This is a genomic window from Streptomyces sp. NPDC054883, assembly GCF_053610645.1.
The window spans coordinates 15,717-29,364 of record NZ_JBSGYT010000005.1; the positions used below are offsets into that span (position 1 = coordinate 15,717).

Annotated in this window: 14 protein-coding genes; 7 read left to right on the forward strand and 7 right to left on the reverse strand. The window is 75.7% G+C overall.

All coding sequences use genetic code 11. The features are described from left to right. Positions 1-64 precede the first annotated feature (64 nt). Positions 65-622 (reverse strand): NADPH-dependent FMN reductase, encoded by a 558-nt coding sequence (locus ACWGH1_RS05740; RefSeq protein ID WP_453353084.1) that lies wholly within the window; start codon positions 620-622, stop codon positions 65-67. Between the two features lie 137 nt (positions 623-759). Between ACWGH1_RS05740 and ACWGH1_RS05745 the strand changes: the two genes are divergently transcribed. Next, positions 760-1,257 (forward strand): MarR family winged helix-turn-helix transcriptional regulator, encoded by a 498-nt coding sequence (locus ACWGH1_RS05745; RefSeq protein WP_453353083.1) that lies wholly within the window; start codon positions 760-762, stop codon positions 1,255-1,257. Positions 1,258-1,266: 9 nt separating this feature from the next. On the opposite strand, the gene ACWGH1_RS05750 is transcribed toward ACWGH1_RS05745, so the two are convergent. From ACWGH1_RS05750 to ACWGH1_RS05760, 3 genes are read right to left on the reverse strand one after another with little or no spacing between them, the layout of a single operon-like run. Continuing rightward, positions 1,267-2,598 (reverse strand): AAA domain-containing protein, encoded by a 1,332-nt coding sequence (locus ACWGH1_RS05750; RefSeq protein WP_453408457.1) that lies wholly within the window; start codon positions 2,596-2,598, stop codon positions 1,267-1,269. Beyond that, a complete protein-coding gene (locus ACWGH1_RS05755; RefSeq protein WP_453353082.1) occupies positions 2,595-4,163 on the reverse strand; it encodes a hypothetical protein in 1,569 nt (522 codons plus the stop codon). The genes ACWGH1_RS05750 and ACWGH1_RS05755 overlap by 4 nt, the downstream gene beginning before the upstream one ends. Beyond that, positions 4,151-5,332: a hypothetical protein gene (locus tag ACWGH1_RS05760; protein WP_453353081.1), complete on the reverse strand. Its 1,182-nt coding sequence runs from the start codon at positions 5,330-5,332 to the stop codon at positions 4,151-4,153. Before ACWGH1_RS05760 ends, ACWGH1_RS05755 begins: the two co-directional genes overlap by 13 nt. Before the next feature lie 206 nt (positions 5,333-5,538). Here ACWGH1_RS05760 and ACWGH1_RS05765 point away from each other — a divergent pair, with 206 nt between their 5' ends. Then, positions 5,539-6,135 (forward strand): histidine phosphatase family protein, encoded by a 597-nt coding sequence (locus ACWGH1_RS05765; RefSeq protein WP_453353080.1) that lies wholly within the window; start codon positions 5,539-5,541, stop codon positions 6,133-6,135. A 62-nt stretch (positions 6,136-6,197) separates the two neighbouring features. Then, complete coding sequence (locus ACWGH1_RS05770; protein ID WP_453353079.1) at positions 6,198-6,461, forward strand: VOC family protein; 264 nt, start codon at positions 6,198-6,200, stop codon at positions 6,459-6,461. Positions 6,462-6,475: 14 nt separating this feature from the next. Here ACWGH1_RS05770 and ACWGH1_RS05775 read toward each other — a convergent pair whose 3' ends face one another. Next, positions 6,476-7,804, reverse strand: a complete 1,329-nt coding sequence (locus tag ACWGH1_RS05775; RefSeq protein ID WP_453353078.1) for a tetratricopeptide repeat protein — start codon at positions 7,802-7,804, stop codon at positions 6,476-6,478. 244 nt (positions 7,805-8,048) lie between these two features. On the opposite strand from ACWGH1_RS05775, the gene ACWGH1_RS05780 reads away from it, so the two are divergent. Together ACWGH1_RS05780 and ACWGH1_RS05785 are read left to right on the forward strand one after the other, a co-directional pair. After that, complete coding sequence (locus tag ACWGH1_RS05780) at positions 8,049-8,492, forward strand: hypothetical protein (RefSeq protein ID WP_453353077.1); 444 nt, start codon at positions 8,049-8,051, stop codon at positions 8,490-8,492. 67 nt (positions 8,493-8,559) lie between these two features. Further along, positions 8,560-9,426 carry a spermidine synthase gene (locus ACWGH1_RS05785; RefSeq protein WP_453353076.1) on the forward strand — a complete coding sequence of 289 codons (867 nt, stop codon included), beginning with the start codon at positions 8,560-8,562 and terminating at the stop codon, positions 9,424-9,426. Here the strand turns inward: ACWGH1_RS05785 and ACWGH1_RS05790 are convergent. Then, positions 9,423-10,916, reverse strand: coding sequence for a class I adenylate-forming enzyme family protein (locus ACWGH1_RS05790; RefSeq protein ID WP_453353075.1), 1,494 nt, complete (start codon positions 10,914-10,916; stop codon positions 9,423-9,425). The two genes, ACWGH1_RS05785 and ACWGH1_RS05790, sit on opposite strands and share 4 nt — an antisense overlap. Positions 10,917-10,953: 37 nt before the next feature. Further along, positions 10,954-11,493, reverse strand: coding sequence for a hypothetical protein (locus ACWGH1_RS05795; RefSeq protein WP_453408458.1), 540 nt, complete (start codon positions 11,491-11,493; stop codon positions 10,954-10,956). A gap of 78 nt (positions 11,494-11,571) precedes the next feature. Between ACWGH1_RS05795 and ACWGH1_RS05800 the strand changes: the two genes are divergently transcribed. Further along, a complete protein-coding gene (locus ACWGH1_RS05800) occupies positions 11,572-12,258 on the forward strand; it encodes a response regulator transcription factor (protein WP_453355518.1) in 687 nt (228 codons plus the stop codon). A gap of 10 nt (positions 12,259-12,268) precedes the next feature. Further along, positions 12,269-13,645: a sensor histidine kinase gene (locus tag ACWGH1_RS05805; protein ID WP_453355519.1), complete on the forward strand. Its 1,377-nt coding sequence runs from the start codon at positions 12,269-12,271 to the stop codon at positions 13,643-13,645. The last annotated feature ends 3 nt before the right edge of the window (positions 13,646-13,648 follow it).

Sequence of the window (13,648 nt, forward strand, 5' to 3'; positions counted from 1 at the left end):
ACCATCCGTCATCGAGGGTGTTCCCATCGGGCATCGGACCGGTTCGGGGATCCGGACGGAAGGCCTACGCGGACACGCGCTGCGACGCGAGGGCCGCGACCTCGTCCAGCTGGGCGGCGAGTTCGGCGGCCAGGCCTTCCGGGGCCCGGAAGCCGTCCGGGCCGATCAGGGCGTTGATGCCGGGGACGGCCGGCCGGTGCTCGGTGGGGAGCATGCCGAGGCGGGTCAGGACGGGCAGCAGCATCTCGGCGGCCGGGGCGCCGCCCGTGGGGCCCGCGCTGTAGCTGAGCAGCGCGACCGGCTTGCCGCTCCACTCCTTGTAGAGGAAGTCGATGGCGTTCTTGAAGGGCGCGGTGAAGCCGCCGTTGTACATCGGCAGGACGAAGACGAACGCGTCCGCAGAGTCGACCAGGGCGCTCCACTCCAGCGTGTGCGGGTTGGCGTAGACGCCGCTGGAGGCGTACTCGGGCTCGTCGAGGAACGGCAGGGCGATCTCGGCGAGGTCGACGGAGGTGACGTCGAAGCCGCCGTGGGCGCGGGCCTGTTCGCTGACCCAGGCCGCGAGCGGGCGGCCCGAGGAGGTGGGCCGGGTGGCGGCGGAGACGACGTGCAGGCGGATCATGGGTGTGAACTCCCGTGGGGCATCGGTGAAGTGATGTTGCAACAGTTTGTTGGTTGATGTGTCACCAAGGGAAGTCGCCGCTGCGTGATATGTCAACTGGATAGGTGACGTATCACCGACCTGTTTAGAGTGGACCCGTGACCGAACCCCCGGAGCCCGCGCCGCGCTGGCTCACCGAGTCCGAGCAGCAGGCGTGGTACGCGTGGCGGCGGATGTTCCCCCTGGTCAACGCGGAGATCGCACGCGACCTGACGCAGGACAGCGGACTCTCGGAGGCGGACTACGACGTCCTGTCGGTCCTCGGCTCGGCCGACGGCCACCGCATGCGGATCAGCGCGCTCGCGGAGCTGATGCAGTGGTCCCGCAGTCGGCTGTCCCACCAGCTGACCCGGATGGAACGGCGCGGCCTGGTCCGCCGCGGGGGCGTGGCGAGCGACGCCCGCGGCGCGGAGGTGGTCCTGACCGGATCCGGTACCGAGGCGATCACCACCGCGGCCCCTCTCCACGTGGAGTCGGTCCGCCGCCACCTGATCGACCTCCTCACCCCGGAACAGCTCCGCACCCTGGTCGAGGTCGGCGAGGTCTTCCGCACCGGCAGGGGGATCAGCCGGAAGGGGCCCTCGCGCGGGGAGTGACGACAGGGCCTACGGGCGCCAGGGGATGCGGTGGTCGGACCAGAAGTCCCAGGTGGACATCATCGCCTCCCAGCCGTCCGGGAACTTGACCGTCACCCCCAGCTGGACCGGTTCCGTCGAGGGGTGGTCGTCCAGCAGCGAGGCGACGCCCGCGCGGGCGACGATCACGCAGGCGTGCCGGTGGCGGGAGGCCAGGACGCAGAGGCGGCCCGTCTCCAGGTGGAAGGCCGTGGCGTCGGGGCGGCCCGAGAGGGGGTGGAGCACCACCGTCAGGTCGTACTCGCGGCCCTGGAGGCGGTTGGCGGTGTCCACCGTGACGCCCGGCACGCCGAGGCCGGCCAGGGCCGCGCGGACGGCGGCCGCCTGGTCGCGGTGCGCGGTGCCCACGGCGATCCGGTCCGCCGTCAGCGGGGCCGGGCCGCCGGGGTGCTCGTCCTGCGTCACCGCCCCCCGGTCCAGGGCCCGGCGGACCACCAGCGCCACCGCCGCGACCGCCTCCGGATCGGTGCGCGGGGTGTGCCGCGCGGGCAGCTCCAGCAGGCCCCAGCCCGACTCGGCGGCCTCGTCCAGTACCCGGTCCGGGCCCGACCCGTCGGAGCCGACCCCGTACGACAGCCGCCGCGCACCCGGGCCCGTACCGCTGCGGAACTGGCTGTACGGGTAGAAGGCGCGCGAGACCAGCGGGGCGGCCGACGCCGGGAGCCGCCACGACACCGGCAGCCGGTGCTGCGGCAGGTGCGGGTTGTGCGCCAGCAGGGTGGAGACCGCCGACGCCGAAGGGTCGTAGGACAGCCCCGCCCACTGCTCGGCGCCGACCACGCTGAACGGGTCCAACTGCCCCGGGTCGCCCACGAACAGGGCCCGCTCGAACAGCCCGGCGACGGCCAGTAGCGCGTCCGAACGCATCTGGTAGGCCTCGTCCACGATGGCGTGCTCCCACGGCTCGACGTCCTTCACGTACGCCCACTTCGCCGCCGTGGACACGGTGATCGGCAGCTCCGCGAGCTCCCCCGGCTTGGCCGAGAGGGTGACCGAGGGCAACTCGCGCAGCGCCGGGTCGTAGGCGTCGCCCTCGCTGCTGTGCAGCCGGCCGACCTTCAGCTCCGGGTCCTTCTCGTGCAGCCGCAGCACCAGGTCGTCCACCTGGGCGTTGGTCTGCGCGACCACCATCAGCCGGCGTCCCGCGGCGGCCAGTTCGCGCGCGGCCCGCACCACCAGCGTGGACTTGCCGGCCCCGGGCGGGGAGTCGACGACGACACCCCGGTCGGCGCCGTGCAGGGTGTCGTGCAGGATGGCGGCGGTCGCCCGGGCGGCCGCCGCCCCCGGGTCGAAGGCGGTCAAAGGATGTCTCCGTCGGTGACCGGGTCGGGGAGGAGGAGCGCGGCGGTCGCCGATCCCGGCGGCCCGCCGTGCGTCCAGGGGGTGCGCTCCGGGTCCGGCAGCTTCGGGCCGCCGCGCGCGTCGTGCTCGAACAGCGTCCAGCAGAGCCGGTCGCCCTTCTCCGGCACCGTGCCCGGCGCCGGTTCCCGGCCCGAGCCCATCTTGTCGAGCAGCCGCAGCACGATGCCGCCGGACTCCTCGAAACCCACGAACTCGGCGGCCTGCGGACGTCCGTCCAGTGACCGGAACACCTTCCCGCCGCCCCCGTCGGCCAGTTGCGGCCGGTCCTCGGTGACCACCGTCACCAGCGGCCTCGGGCGCGGGCGCGCGGACTGCGTCCACTCCATGACCACTTCGGTCACCTCGCCCGCGAACGCCTCGCCCGCGAGCCGCCGCCCCGCCATCACCAGCGGGTCGTCCAGCGCCTCCTGGGCGTCGAGGCGCACCTGTTCCGTCTCCCGGGTGGCCAGCTTCTGCGCCGCCGTCACCGCGTCGTCGCGGCGCGGCTGCGGCGGCTCGCCCGCCCGTACCCGGTCGCGGTGGCCGGTGTACGACCAGCGGTCACGGGTCCAGCGTTCCGCGGTCCGCTCCCCGGCGGGCAGGGTGCGCAGCAGGTCCAGGGAGCGCCACACCGCGTCCCAGGTGGGGCGGAGCTGTCCGCCGACCAGCTCGCGCACCGACTGCTCGGCCCGCTCGGCGGCCTCCCGGCCGCCCGCGGCGCGCGCCGCGTCGTAGCGGGCCATCGCCGGGGCCAGCAGCTTGTTGTCGAAGGCCGGGTCGGTGGCGGGCCCGGCGGGCGGGACCAGCAGCTGCCCGTCCCGGTCGCGGGCCAGTTCCGCGCGCAGGGCGGCCTCCGCGCCGCTCTCCCCGTCGGGCGGGGCGATCCAGGCCAGCAGGGCGCCCAGGTGCTGGTCCTCCACGCTGCTCTGCCCGGTCGCCCAGTGCCGGGCGAGCAGTTCGGCCGCCGACAGCAGGAGGGCGGAGCCGGGTACCCGGGAGCGTTCCGCGAGGTGCGTGAACCAGCGGCCAAGCAAGGGAACTTGGGTCGGGACCGGGTAGGGGTTCTCCGGGTCGTCCTCGGCGGTGCGCCGGAACCGCATCGACCGCCCGAGCAGCCGGACGTACTCCACGCCCGCCCGGCTCGGCACGATCAGCTGCGGCGCGTCCACGCACAGCTCCGTCTCCACCTTGACCCGCTTGCCGCTCTCCGGGTCGGTCTCGGTGCGCTCGGCCGGCTCGACCGCATCGGCGTACCCGTCGATGTACGGCATCACCTGCCGCGCCAGCTCCGCCAGGAACTCCCAGCGCAGGTCCCGGTCGCGCGGCTGCGGTATGACCAGCAGGCACGGGTCGTTCCGGTCGGTGCCGACCAGCGCGCCGAGCGGCGCACCGGCCTCACCGGAGGTCGTCAGCGGTACGAGGACCAGCGGGCGCTCGCTCAGGTGCCGGTGCCGTACGGTCGCCAGGGCCCGGGCCCGGCCCGCGCGGACCGCCTCCAGCCGGGCGAGGGTGGTCAGCAGGGGCATGCGGAGTCCTCCGACGGGGTGCGGGCGGGCGCGAGCGCCAGGGCCTCGGCCCGCAGCCGGGCGGCCTGGCGCAGCGCGGCCGCGGCCGGGTCCTCGGCGGGTCCGGCTCCGGCGGCGGCCGCCAGGGCCTCCCCGACGGTGCCCAGCCCGCCCAGCTCGGCCCGCAGCGACCGGCCGAGGGCGCCCACCTCGTCGGCGGCGCGGGCCCGCCCGCGGCAGTGGAAGGCCAGCTCGCAGGCGGCCAGGCACTCGGGGGCGTAGGCGGCGGGGACGGCCGAGACGGCCTCGGTGAGCTCCCCGGCCGGCCGGGCGGGGTCGAAGCACAGGCCCGCGGGCAGCAGGGCGGCCAGCTCCTCGACCCGGGTGAGCCGCTCCAGCTGGCGCCGGGTGACGGAACGCTCCCGGCGGACGTCGACCAGTGCGGCGGTCGGGAGGTTGGAGAAGTCCTTCGGGCAGACCAGCACCACCTGGTGGCCCACCGTGGCCCCGGGCAGCTTCCCGGCGGTGCTCTCCAGGGCCAGTACGTACACGGCGGCCTGCCGGGCCGCGGCGCCGACCTTCGCCGGGTCGGCGCTCCCGTCGATCATCGGGAACGACTTGATCTCCACCACCGTCCAGCGGCCGTCGGGGTGCACGACGACGGCGTCCGGCTCCAGGTACGCGGGGGAGCCCGCCACCTCCAGGGCCAGCATCGGGTGGTCCAGCAGCGTCCAGGCGCCGGCGGCCGTCGCCTCGCGCAGCGCGAGCGCGGTGCGGGCGGCGCGGCCCTGGGGGCCGGCGGCGGTGAGGTCGGGGACGAGGGCGGCCGGGCCGGGCGGGCCGGGCGGCTCGGCTCCGGCGCCGAGGCGCTCGTACACCAGGCGCAGCAGCTCCGCTCCGCCGTCGCCCTTGACCTTGGCCTCGAAGGAGTTCCCCCGGATGATGGCGAACTGCGACTGCCCGAAGGCGGAGGGCGAGCCGAGGGCCGCGGCGAGGGCCGTCTTGTCCACGCCGGCACCGTCGAGCAGGGCCCGTCTGCCGCAGCCGGGGTTGGCGGCGAGGGCGGCGAGCGCGCGGGCGTCGAGCGGCCGGGGCGGCACGGCCGGGCCGCGCAGGTCGGCGAGCCGCTGCCGCAGGGGTGGCGTCTGCGGTGTCGTCTGCGGAGGGACGCTGGGCGGGTAGGAGCTCACGGGCGGAAGTGTCCCATCCGCCACTGACAATCGTGGCCCTACGGCCGAAATCCGGCTGCGTCGCGGCAACGGAACGGTGGTCCGGGGCGGGACGCGGCGCGGTGGCCCTTCCCCGCGTCATGGATGATGGACGGACGCATCCGTCCCGATTTACGGGTGTTTCCGTACATCGGTGTATCGATCCATCCGGACCGGGAGAAAAGCACATGGCCCCCCGCATCCTGCTGGCCCGCCACGGCCAGACGGCGTGGTCCCAGCTCGGCAAGCACACCGGCCGCACGGACGTGCCGCTGCTGGAGGAGGGCCGGCAGGGCGCGAAGCTGCTCGGCGAGCGGCTGGCGCGGGACCCGTGGGCGGGCCTGCGCGGCCTGGAGGTGCGCACCAGCCCGCTGGTCCGGGCCAGCGAGAGCTGTGACCTGGCGGGCTTCGGGGCGCAGGCCGAGCCGTGGGACACGCTGATGGAGTGGGACTACGGCGACTACGAGGGCATGACCCCGGCCGAGATCCAGGCGGTCCGGCCGGGCTGGCTCATCTGGCGCGACGGGGTGCCGGGCGGCGAGTCCGTCGCCGATGTCGCGGCCCGCGCGGACGAGGTCGTCGCCTGGGCCCGCTCGGCCGAGCGGGACGTCCTGCTCTTCGCGCACGGCCACATCCTGCGCACCCTCGCCGCCCGCTGGCTCGGCTTCGAGGCCTCCTTCGGCGCCCGCATCCGGCTGGACCCCACCTCCCTGTCGGTACTGGGCTGGGCCTACGGCGCCCCGGCGCTGGAACGCTGGAACGACACGGGCCACCTGGACGGGTAGCGTGGTCCGCCAAGTGCCGTGAGGGACGACGCGTTCGGCCGCGGGATGAGCGGATCGTCCGCATGACGGTCACTTCTGTGGTGCTGCGGCGCCAGGTCGACGACCTGGAACAGGCCCTGCCCTGCTGCGAGAAGCTGACGGGGCGGACACCGGCCCGGTTCGCCGGGGTCAGCGCCACCCTAGGCGTCGCCGGCCTCGACGCGGTGGTGGCTACGGGGGTGGACGCCGGGGCGGAGCTGATCGGCGCTCCCGCGGACATCTCCAACGGGCGCCGGTCCGTACTGCGCCATCCCGACGGCGCGGTGTACGAGTACGTCGGCAGCTGACCCGGCCGCGCCGCTCAGGGCGCCGACTGGCGGGACAGGAACGCCGCCACGCGCGGGGAGCGCTGGTGGGGGAGCAAGGCGCGGGCCGTCGTCGCCAGCATGGAGCGGATCCGCGTCGACTGGACCTCGGCGAGCAGGTCCAGCACCCGGCCCCCCGCCCAGGCGGCCTCGTCGGGCGCCCCCGCGTGGGCCAGGTCGCCGGCCAGTTCGGCGGTGTAGAAGGCCACGTTCCGCGCGAAGTGCGGGTCCTGGAGGTCCGCCGCGCGCCGGGCGTGCCGGGCCGCGCGCGCGTGCTCTCCGAGCGCGGCCCAGCACCGGGACTCCAGGGACTCGAGTTCGGCCTCGCCGAAGAAGCTCATCCACTCCGGGTCGGCGGCCGCCGCGCCCCGTGCGAACTCCGTGTGCGCCCGGGCCAGCGCCTCCTCGCAGGACTTCCGCTCGCCCAGCCCCGCCCAGCCGCCCGCCTCCCGCAGCGCGAGGAGCGAGAGCAGTCGCGGGGAGCCCAGCGAACGCGCGGCGCGGCGGCCCGCCTGGGCGGCGCGCACCGACTCGCGTGGCCGCCCGCAGTCCCGGGCCAGGAACGCCATGTTGCTGAAGGCGTGCGCCTCCAGGGCCGCGTTCCCCGCCACCCGGGCCGTCGCCAGCGCCTCCGCGTAGTGCGAGCGGGCGTCTTCGAAGCGGCCCGAGTCGTGGGCCAGCCAGCCCACCGAGACGGCCAGTTCGCCGGCGCCCGCGTGCAGCCGGTCCTCGGTCGACTGGCGGGTGGCCCCCGCATCGAGCAACGCGTAGGCGGCGCGCAGCGGTTCGGCCGCCCGCCGGTAGAGGGCGTCGGCGCCGTGCCGGTCGTCCAGCAGCCGGATCTGGCGTACGGCGTCCTCGACGGCGGCGGCCTCCGCCGCCCCGGCGCGGGACGGCGGCCGGCGCGAGTCGCCGGGCACGGTGAGGCCGAGCGTCGCGGCCGCCACGGTCGCGGAGCCGCCGGCCATGAACGCGCGACGCAGCACGTCACTCTCCTTGGAACGGTGGAGGAGGTGGGAGGGGGAGGGGGCGGACGGCGCCGGTGCGGTGCGCCGTCCCGAGCGGCCGCGTACCGACTCGCGCGGGCAGAACCCGAGATCGGCCGGCGTACGGCCGGGGAACATGTGCAGGAACACCCGCTCGTAGGCGTAGTTGGGGCAGCGGATCTCCCCCGACTCGACCCGGCCGATGTAACGGGCGTCGCAGGAAACCGTTTCGCCGATCTCTCGTGCCGCGCGGCGCACCATGGCCGCGAACTCTGCTGGGGAGCGGGCGCCGCGCAGCCGCCGGAACGCGGTGTTGGGTGAGTGGGTGGACGCCGCCATGGACGTGGCCTCTCTGGACTTCGGGCTTTGTACACACTGGTGCCCGGCGGGCACGAACGTACCGCCGCCGGAGGACCGTTCATGCGATGTTTGCCTACAAAACGGATATCTCACCCGCGATCTGCCATGAACTGCCATCCTTTGCGGCAACGTTGCGCCGCACCCGTTGACGTTCCGCCGCGTTGAACCCATGCGGAGTGGCTCGTACGCGGATCGAGGAGGGGTTCCCTTGATGGAGGGCGGCATGGAGAGCACTGGAACGAACACCGCGCCCCGGCCGGGCGCAGCCCTGACCGCGGGAGGGCCGGCCGACGCGCCCGACCTGGTGACCGTGCCCACCCGCCAGGGCCTGGAGGCGGTCGACATCATCCGCCGGGCGACCGGCCGCACCGCCCCCGGGGTCGGCCCCGTCCTGCACGACGGCTCCGGCGACACCCTGGGCTTCCTCGTCCCGCCCGGCACCGCCGACGCCTGGGACCTGCCGGGCAGCGCCTGTACGCAGACCAACGGGCGGGGCATGCGCTTCGGCGACCTCGTCGGCGGCGCCGCGGACGCCCCGCCCGCGCCCGGGGACACCGCCTGGCTGCTGCCGCCGGAAGCCGTGGGCCCGGTCACCGACCCCGAGGTGCTGCGCGCCGCGCTCGGCGAGGCGGCCCGGCTGATCGAGGCGGCGGACAACTGTCGCTGAGCCGCTGACCAGCCAAGACGCCCACGGGCCAGGCCCGCCGGCCGGGCGCGCCGGTCATAATGGGGCAATGGCAGGTAAGAGCAGGGGCAAGCGGCGCGGGGCCGACGAGGCGCTCGTCGGGCAGGTGGACGGCGGTCTGGCGGAGCTGGCGCCCGACCGCGAGCGCGCCCGGGCCTGGACCCTGCTCATCGACGGCGCCCCGCAGTCACACGTCGACCTGGCCGACCCGCTCCACCTGGACTTCGCCTACCAGCGGCGGATCGGCCACCTCATCGACCTCGCCGCGCCCGCCCGCCGTCCGCTGAACGTGGTGCACCTGGGCGGCGGAGCGCTGACCCTGGCCCGCTACACCGCCGCGAGCCGCCCCCGCTCCACCCAGCAGGTGGTGGAGATCGACGCCGCCCTGGTGGCCTTCGTACGCGAACACCTGCCGCTGGACCCGCAGACGCGGGTCCGGATCCGGGCGGTGGACGCGCGGGCCGGGCTGGCCAAGGTGCCGGACGGCTGGGCGGACCTGGTCATCGCGGACGTGTTCAGCGGCTCCCGCACCCCCGCCCACCTGACCAGCACCGAGTTCCTGGACGACGTACGCCGGGCCCTGGCGCCGGCCGGGTGGTACGTGGCGAACCTGACGGACGGGCCGCCGCTCGCGCACCTGCGCGGCCAGATCGCCACCGCCGCCTCCCGGTTCGCCGAACTGGCCCTGGCCGCGGACCCGGTGGTGTGGCGGGGGAAACGTTTCGGCAACGCGGTCCTCGTCGCCGCCGACCGGGAGCTGCCCGTCGCGGAGTTCACCCGGCGGGTGGCGAGCGACCCGCATCCCGGGCGGGTGGAGCACGGCCGGGCCCTGGCGGACTTCGCGGGCGGCGCGGCCCCCGTCGCGGACGCCTCGGCGGTGGCCTCGCCGGAGCCCCCGCCGTCGGTGTTCCGCTAGCCTTCCCCGGCCGCCGTCGCGCGCAGGCGGCGTTTGTCCGGCTTGCCGCGGTCCGTCAAGGGCAGGGCCGGCACCCAGAACACCGCCGTAGGCCGGTGGCCGGGAGCCAGCTCGGCGGCCACCAGCGCGCACGCCTCGGCGGCGGCCCCGTCGCCGGGGGCGTGCCCCGGGGCGGGGACGAGGAAGGCGCACACCTGCTCGCCGGTGACCGGGTCCGGCCGGCCGACCACCGCCGCCCCGCCCACCGCGGGGTGCCGGGTCAGGGCCGCCTCCACCGGGCCGCAGTAGATGTTCTCCCCGTCCACCATCACCACGTCCTTGGCCCGGTCGTCGAGGTACAGGTAGCCGTCCGCGCCGAGGTGCCCGAGGTCCCCCGTCCGCAGCCAGGCGTCGCGCAGCACCCCGGCCGTCAGCCCGGGCCGTTTCCAGTAGCCGGCCATCACCGTCCGGGAGCGCACCCACACCTCACCGGTGGTGCCGGGCGGGAGCGCCACCTCGTCCGTGCCGCGCACCTCCACCTCGACCCCGGGGGCGGGCCGCCCGACCGACCCCAGCAGCTCGGGGCGGGTGGCCCGGGCGGCGTCGTGGTCGGCCTCCGAGAGCCGGCAGACGACCCCGGCCTCGTTCATCCCGTACCCCTGGCGCCAGCGCACGCCGGGACCCCAGCGGGTCAGGGCCTGGCGCAGCCGCTCCGGGGCGATGGGGGAGTCGCCGTACGAGACGCGCTCCAGGCCGGGCACGCCCGCGGCGGTCACCGGGTCGTCCAGCAGCCGGTACACCATCGAGGTGGTCAGGTACGTGGAGACGGGCGCGAGCCGTCGGCACGCGGCGGCGAACCCGCGCGGGACGAACGGGCCGCCGAGGACCTCCGAGCGGCCGCCCGCCCGCAGCTGCTCCAGGCAGCGGCCCCCCGAGCGCTGGGCCAGGGAGGTCACCGACAGGTACACCGTGTCCGCGCTCCGGGCGGCGTCCCGGGCCGCCAGCGCGGCGAACGTGGAGGCGATCCCCTTGGGCCGCCCGGTCGTACCGCCCGTGTAGGTCACCCGGGCCACGTCCTCCTCGCGCGCCCGCACCGGCACGGGCCGCGCCGCGCGGGCGGCGGCCCGCTCCAGCAGCGCCGCGAGGGTGGTCCGCGCGGCACCGGTGTCCGGGACCGGGGTGTCGTGGACGACCAGGACCGGCTCGCAGTCCCGCAGCAGGAAGTCCAGCCCGTGGGTGGCCGGCCCCACGCTCACCTGGGTCAGCCGCGCCCCCAGCACGTGCGCGGCCAGCCGCACCAGCAGCGCCTCGTACCGGTTCCCGGCCGTCACACAGGCCAGCCCCGTCCCGCGCCGCACGCCGAGCTCCTCCAGGGCGCCCGCCAGCCGGTACGTCCAGGCCAGCACGTCGGCGTACGACAGCAGCACCGGACCGGCGCCGATCGCGGGCGCGGCGCCGTACCGCTCGCACGCCCCGACCAGCTCCGTGACGTACCGCGCCCCATCAGCCATGCCCACCGCTCCCGCCGTCCGCCGCGCGCCCGTATCCCTACCGTTCGTCCAGCTGCACGCGCGGCGCCTCGTTGTACCAGGTGCAGAACACCGATACCTCGCGGCCGTCACGGGTGAAGGTGACCCGGATCCAGTAGTCCTGCTTCCACACCTGCATGCGCCAGCCGCCCGCGGGGGTCGCGGAGACCAGCTCGGCCGAGGAGTCGCCGAGGTCGAAGACCACCCGGCCGCCCGAGACCGTGTACCCCTTCACGTCCCCCGGCTCCTCGCCCGCCGCCCGGCGCGGCGGCTGCGGGGCCGCCGGCCTGGCGGCGGACGGCGAGGGCGTCACGGAGGCGGCCCCGGACGGGGACGGCGAAGGGGAACCGGACGCGGACGCCGGCGGGTCCGGGGGCGCGGGCACCGGCGCCTGCGAACCCTGCGTGGCGGAGGACAGCGGCAATGCGGCCAGCGGAACGGCGCGCGGCGGATCGTAGGCCGTTCCGGACATGACGGTGTGAACGCCCCACCACGACAGCGTCACCGCCGCCCCCGTGGCGAGCGTCCAGGCGAACGCGTGCAGAAGTCCCCGGTGCATCAGGGCACATACTGCACCACCCGCCCCAAGGGTGGACCGACACCCCGCCCGGTCGCCCGGATGGACTACGGTGCCGCCATGGCAAGTGTGCTCGTGGTCGAGGACGACCAGTTCGTACGATCCGCCCTCATCCGGCACCTGACCGACGCCTCCCACACCGTGCGCAGCGTCGGCACGGCCCTGGAGGCGCTGCGCGAAGTCGCCCACCACCGCTTCGACGTGGTCATCCTGGACCTCGGCCTGCCCGACCTCGACGGGTCCGAGGCGCTCAAGATGCTGCGCGGCATCACCGACGTACCGGTCATCATCGCGACCGCCCGGGACGACGAGGCCGAGATCGTCCGCCTGCTCAACGACGGCGCCGACGACTACCTCACCAAGCCCTTCTCGGTGGAGCACCTGTCCGCCCGGATGGCCGCCGTGCTGCGCCGCTCCCGGGCCGCCGGGGCCGAACCGCCCTCGCGCGTCCTGCGGGTGGGCGGCCTCGCCATCGACCCGCTGCGCCGCCAGGCCGAGCTCGACGGCGCGGTACTGGACCTGACCCGCCGGGAGTTCGACCTGCTGGCCTTCCTCGCCGGGCGCCCCGGGGTCGTGGTGGCCCGGCGCGAGCTGCTCGCCGAGGTGTGGCAGCAGTCGTACGGGGACGACCAGACCATCGACGTCCACCTGTCCTGGCTGCGCCGCAAGCTCGGCGAGACCGCCGCCAGCCCCCGCTACCTGCACACCCTGCGCGGGGTCGGGGTCAAGCTGGAGCCACCGCGGTGAGGCGGCAGCCGTGAGGTGGGCGCTGGTCAAGGTGTGCCTCGCCGTCACCGCCATGGTGGTCATCGCGTTCGCCGTGCCGCTCGGGCTGGTGGTCAAGGAGATGGCCAGCGACCGGGCGTTCTCCAACGCCGAACGGCAGGCCGCGAGCATGGCGCCGACCCTGTCCATCACCACCGATCCCGGCCAGCTGCGCAAGGCGGTCGAGTCCACCCTGATGGGCGCCGCCCAGCGGATGGCCGTCCACGTCCCGCCGGTCGGCGGCCGCCCGGCGGTCGACATCGGCGCGGGCTGGGCGGGGCCGCACGCCGTGGAGGAGACCCGGCGGATGGGCCGCGCCACGACCGCCTCGGTGGCGGGCGGCGGATCGGCGCTGCTCCAGCCGACCGCGCTCGGCTCCGGCGACATCGCGGTGATCGAGATCTACGTACCGGAGCGCGAGGTCAGCAACGGCGTCACCACCGCCTGGCTGGTGCTCGCCGGGGTCGGGCTCGCCCTGATCGTGGGCTCGGTGGCGGTCGCGGACCGGCTCGGCGCCCGTCTGGTACGGCCGGCGGAACGGCTCGCGGACGCCGCGCACCGGCTGGGGCAGGGGCGGCTCGGGGTGCGCGTACCGGAACAGGGGCCGAAGGAACTGCGCTCGGCGGCCGTCGCGTTCAACGCGATGGCGGACCAGGTGGTGGAACTCCTGGCCAACGAGCGGGAGCTGGCGGCCGACCTCTCGCACCGGCTGCGGACCCCGCTGACGGTGCTGCGGCTCAACGCGGCCTCGCTCGGGGACGGCCCGGCCGCCGAGCAGACCCGGGAGGCCGTGGAGCAGCTGGAGCGGGAGGTCGACACCATCATCCGTACCGCCCGCGAGCAGCGCGCCCCGGCCGTCGCGGGCGGCCCCGGGGCGGGGGCCGGGTGCGACGCCTCGGAGGTGATCCGCGACCGGATGGCGTTCTGGTCGGCGCTCGCGGAGGACGAGGGGCGCGAGGTCCGCCTCGCCGGGGTGGAGCGTCCCGTACGGATCCCGGTGGCCCGGCCCGAGCTGGCGGCCGCCCTGGACGCCCTGCTGGGCAACGTCTTCCGGCACACCCCCGAGGGCACCCCCTTCGCGGTCGACGTGCACGACGCGGGCGACGCCGTGATCGTGCTCGTCTCGGACGCCGGTTCCGGGATCGCCGACCCGGACGCGGCCCTGCGGCGCGGCAACGACGGCGGCCGGGACGGCTCCACGGGGCTCGGCCTGGACATCGTGCGCCGGGTCGCGGAGTCTACGGGCGGCGACGTCCGGCTGGGCCGCTCGGTGCTCGGCGGCACCGAGGTGCGGATGTGGATCGCCCTGGACGGCCGGACGCGGGGCGGGGGCCGTCGCAGCCGCCGCAAAGCGCGCGGAGCCAAGTAGGCG

Excerpts from the sequence above, each read along its gene's own strand:
- ACWGH1_RS05740 (WP_453353084.1), bottom strand. The coding sequence starts at position 622 with ATGATCCGCCTGCACGTCGTCTCCGCCGCCACCCGGCCCACCTCCTCG.
- ACWGH1_RS05755 (WP_453353082.1), bottom strand. The coding sequence starts at position 4,163 with ATGCCCCTGCTGACCACCCTCGCCCGGCTGGAGGCGGTCCGCGCGGGC.
- ACWGH1_RS05765 (WP_453353080.1), top strand. The coding sequence starts at position 5,539 with ATGGCCCCCCGCATCCTGCTGGCCCGCCACGGCCAGACGGCGTGGTCC.
- ACWGH1_RS05770 (WP_453353079.1), top strand. The coding sequence starts at position 6,198 with ATGACGGTCACTTCTGTGGTGCTGCGGCGCCAGGTCGACGACCTGGAA.
- ACWGH1_RS05775 (WP_453353078.1), bottom strand. The coding sequence starts at position 7,804 with ATGGCGGCGTCCACCCACTCACCCAACACCGCGTTCCGGCGGCTGCGC.
- ACWGH1_RS05780 (WP_453353077.1), top strand. The coding sequence starts at position 8,049 with ATGGAGAGCACTGGAACGAACACCGCGCCCCGGCCGGGCGCAGCCCTG.
- ACWGH1_RS05785 (WP_453353076.1), top strand. The coding sequence starts at position 8,560 with ATGGCAGGTAAGAGCAGGGGCAAGCGGCGCGGGGCCGACGAGGCGCTC.
- ACWGH1_RS05790 (WP_453353075.1), bottom strand. The coding sequence starts at position 10,916 with ATGGCTGATGGGGCGCGGTACGTCACGGAGCTGGTCGGGGCGTGCGAG.
- ACWGH1_RS05795 (WP_453408458.1), bottom strand. The coding sequence starts at position 11,493 with ATGCACCGGGGACTTCTGCACGCGTTCGCCTGGACGCTCGCCACGGGG.
- ACWGH1_RS05800 (WP_453355518.1), top strand. The coding sequence starts at position 11,572 with ATGGCAAGTGTGCTCGTGGTCGAGGACGACCAGTTCGTACGATCCGCC.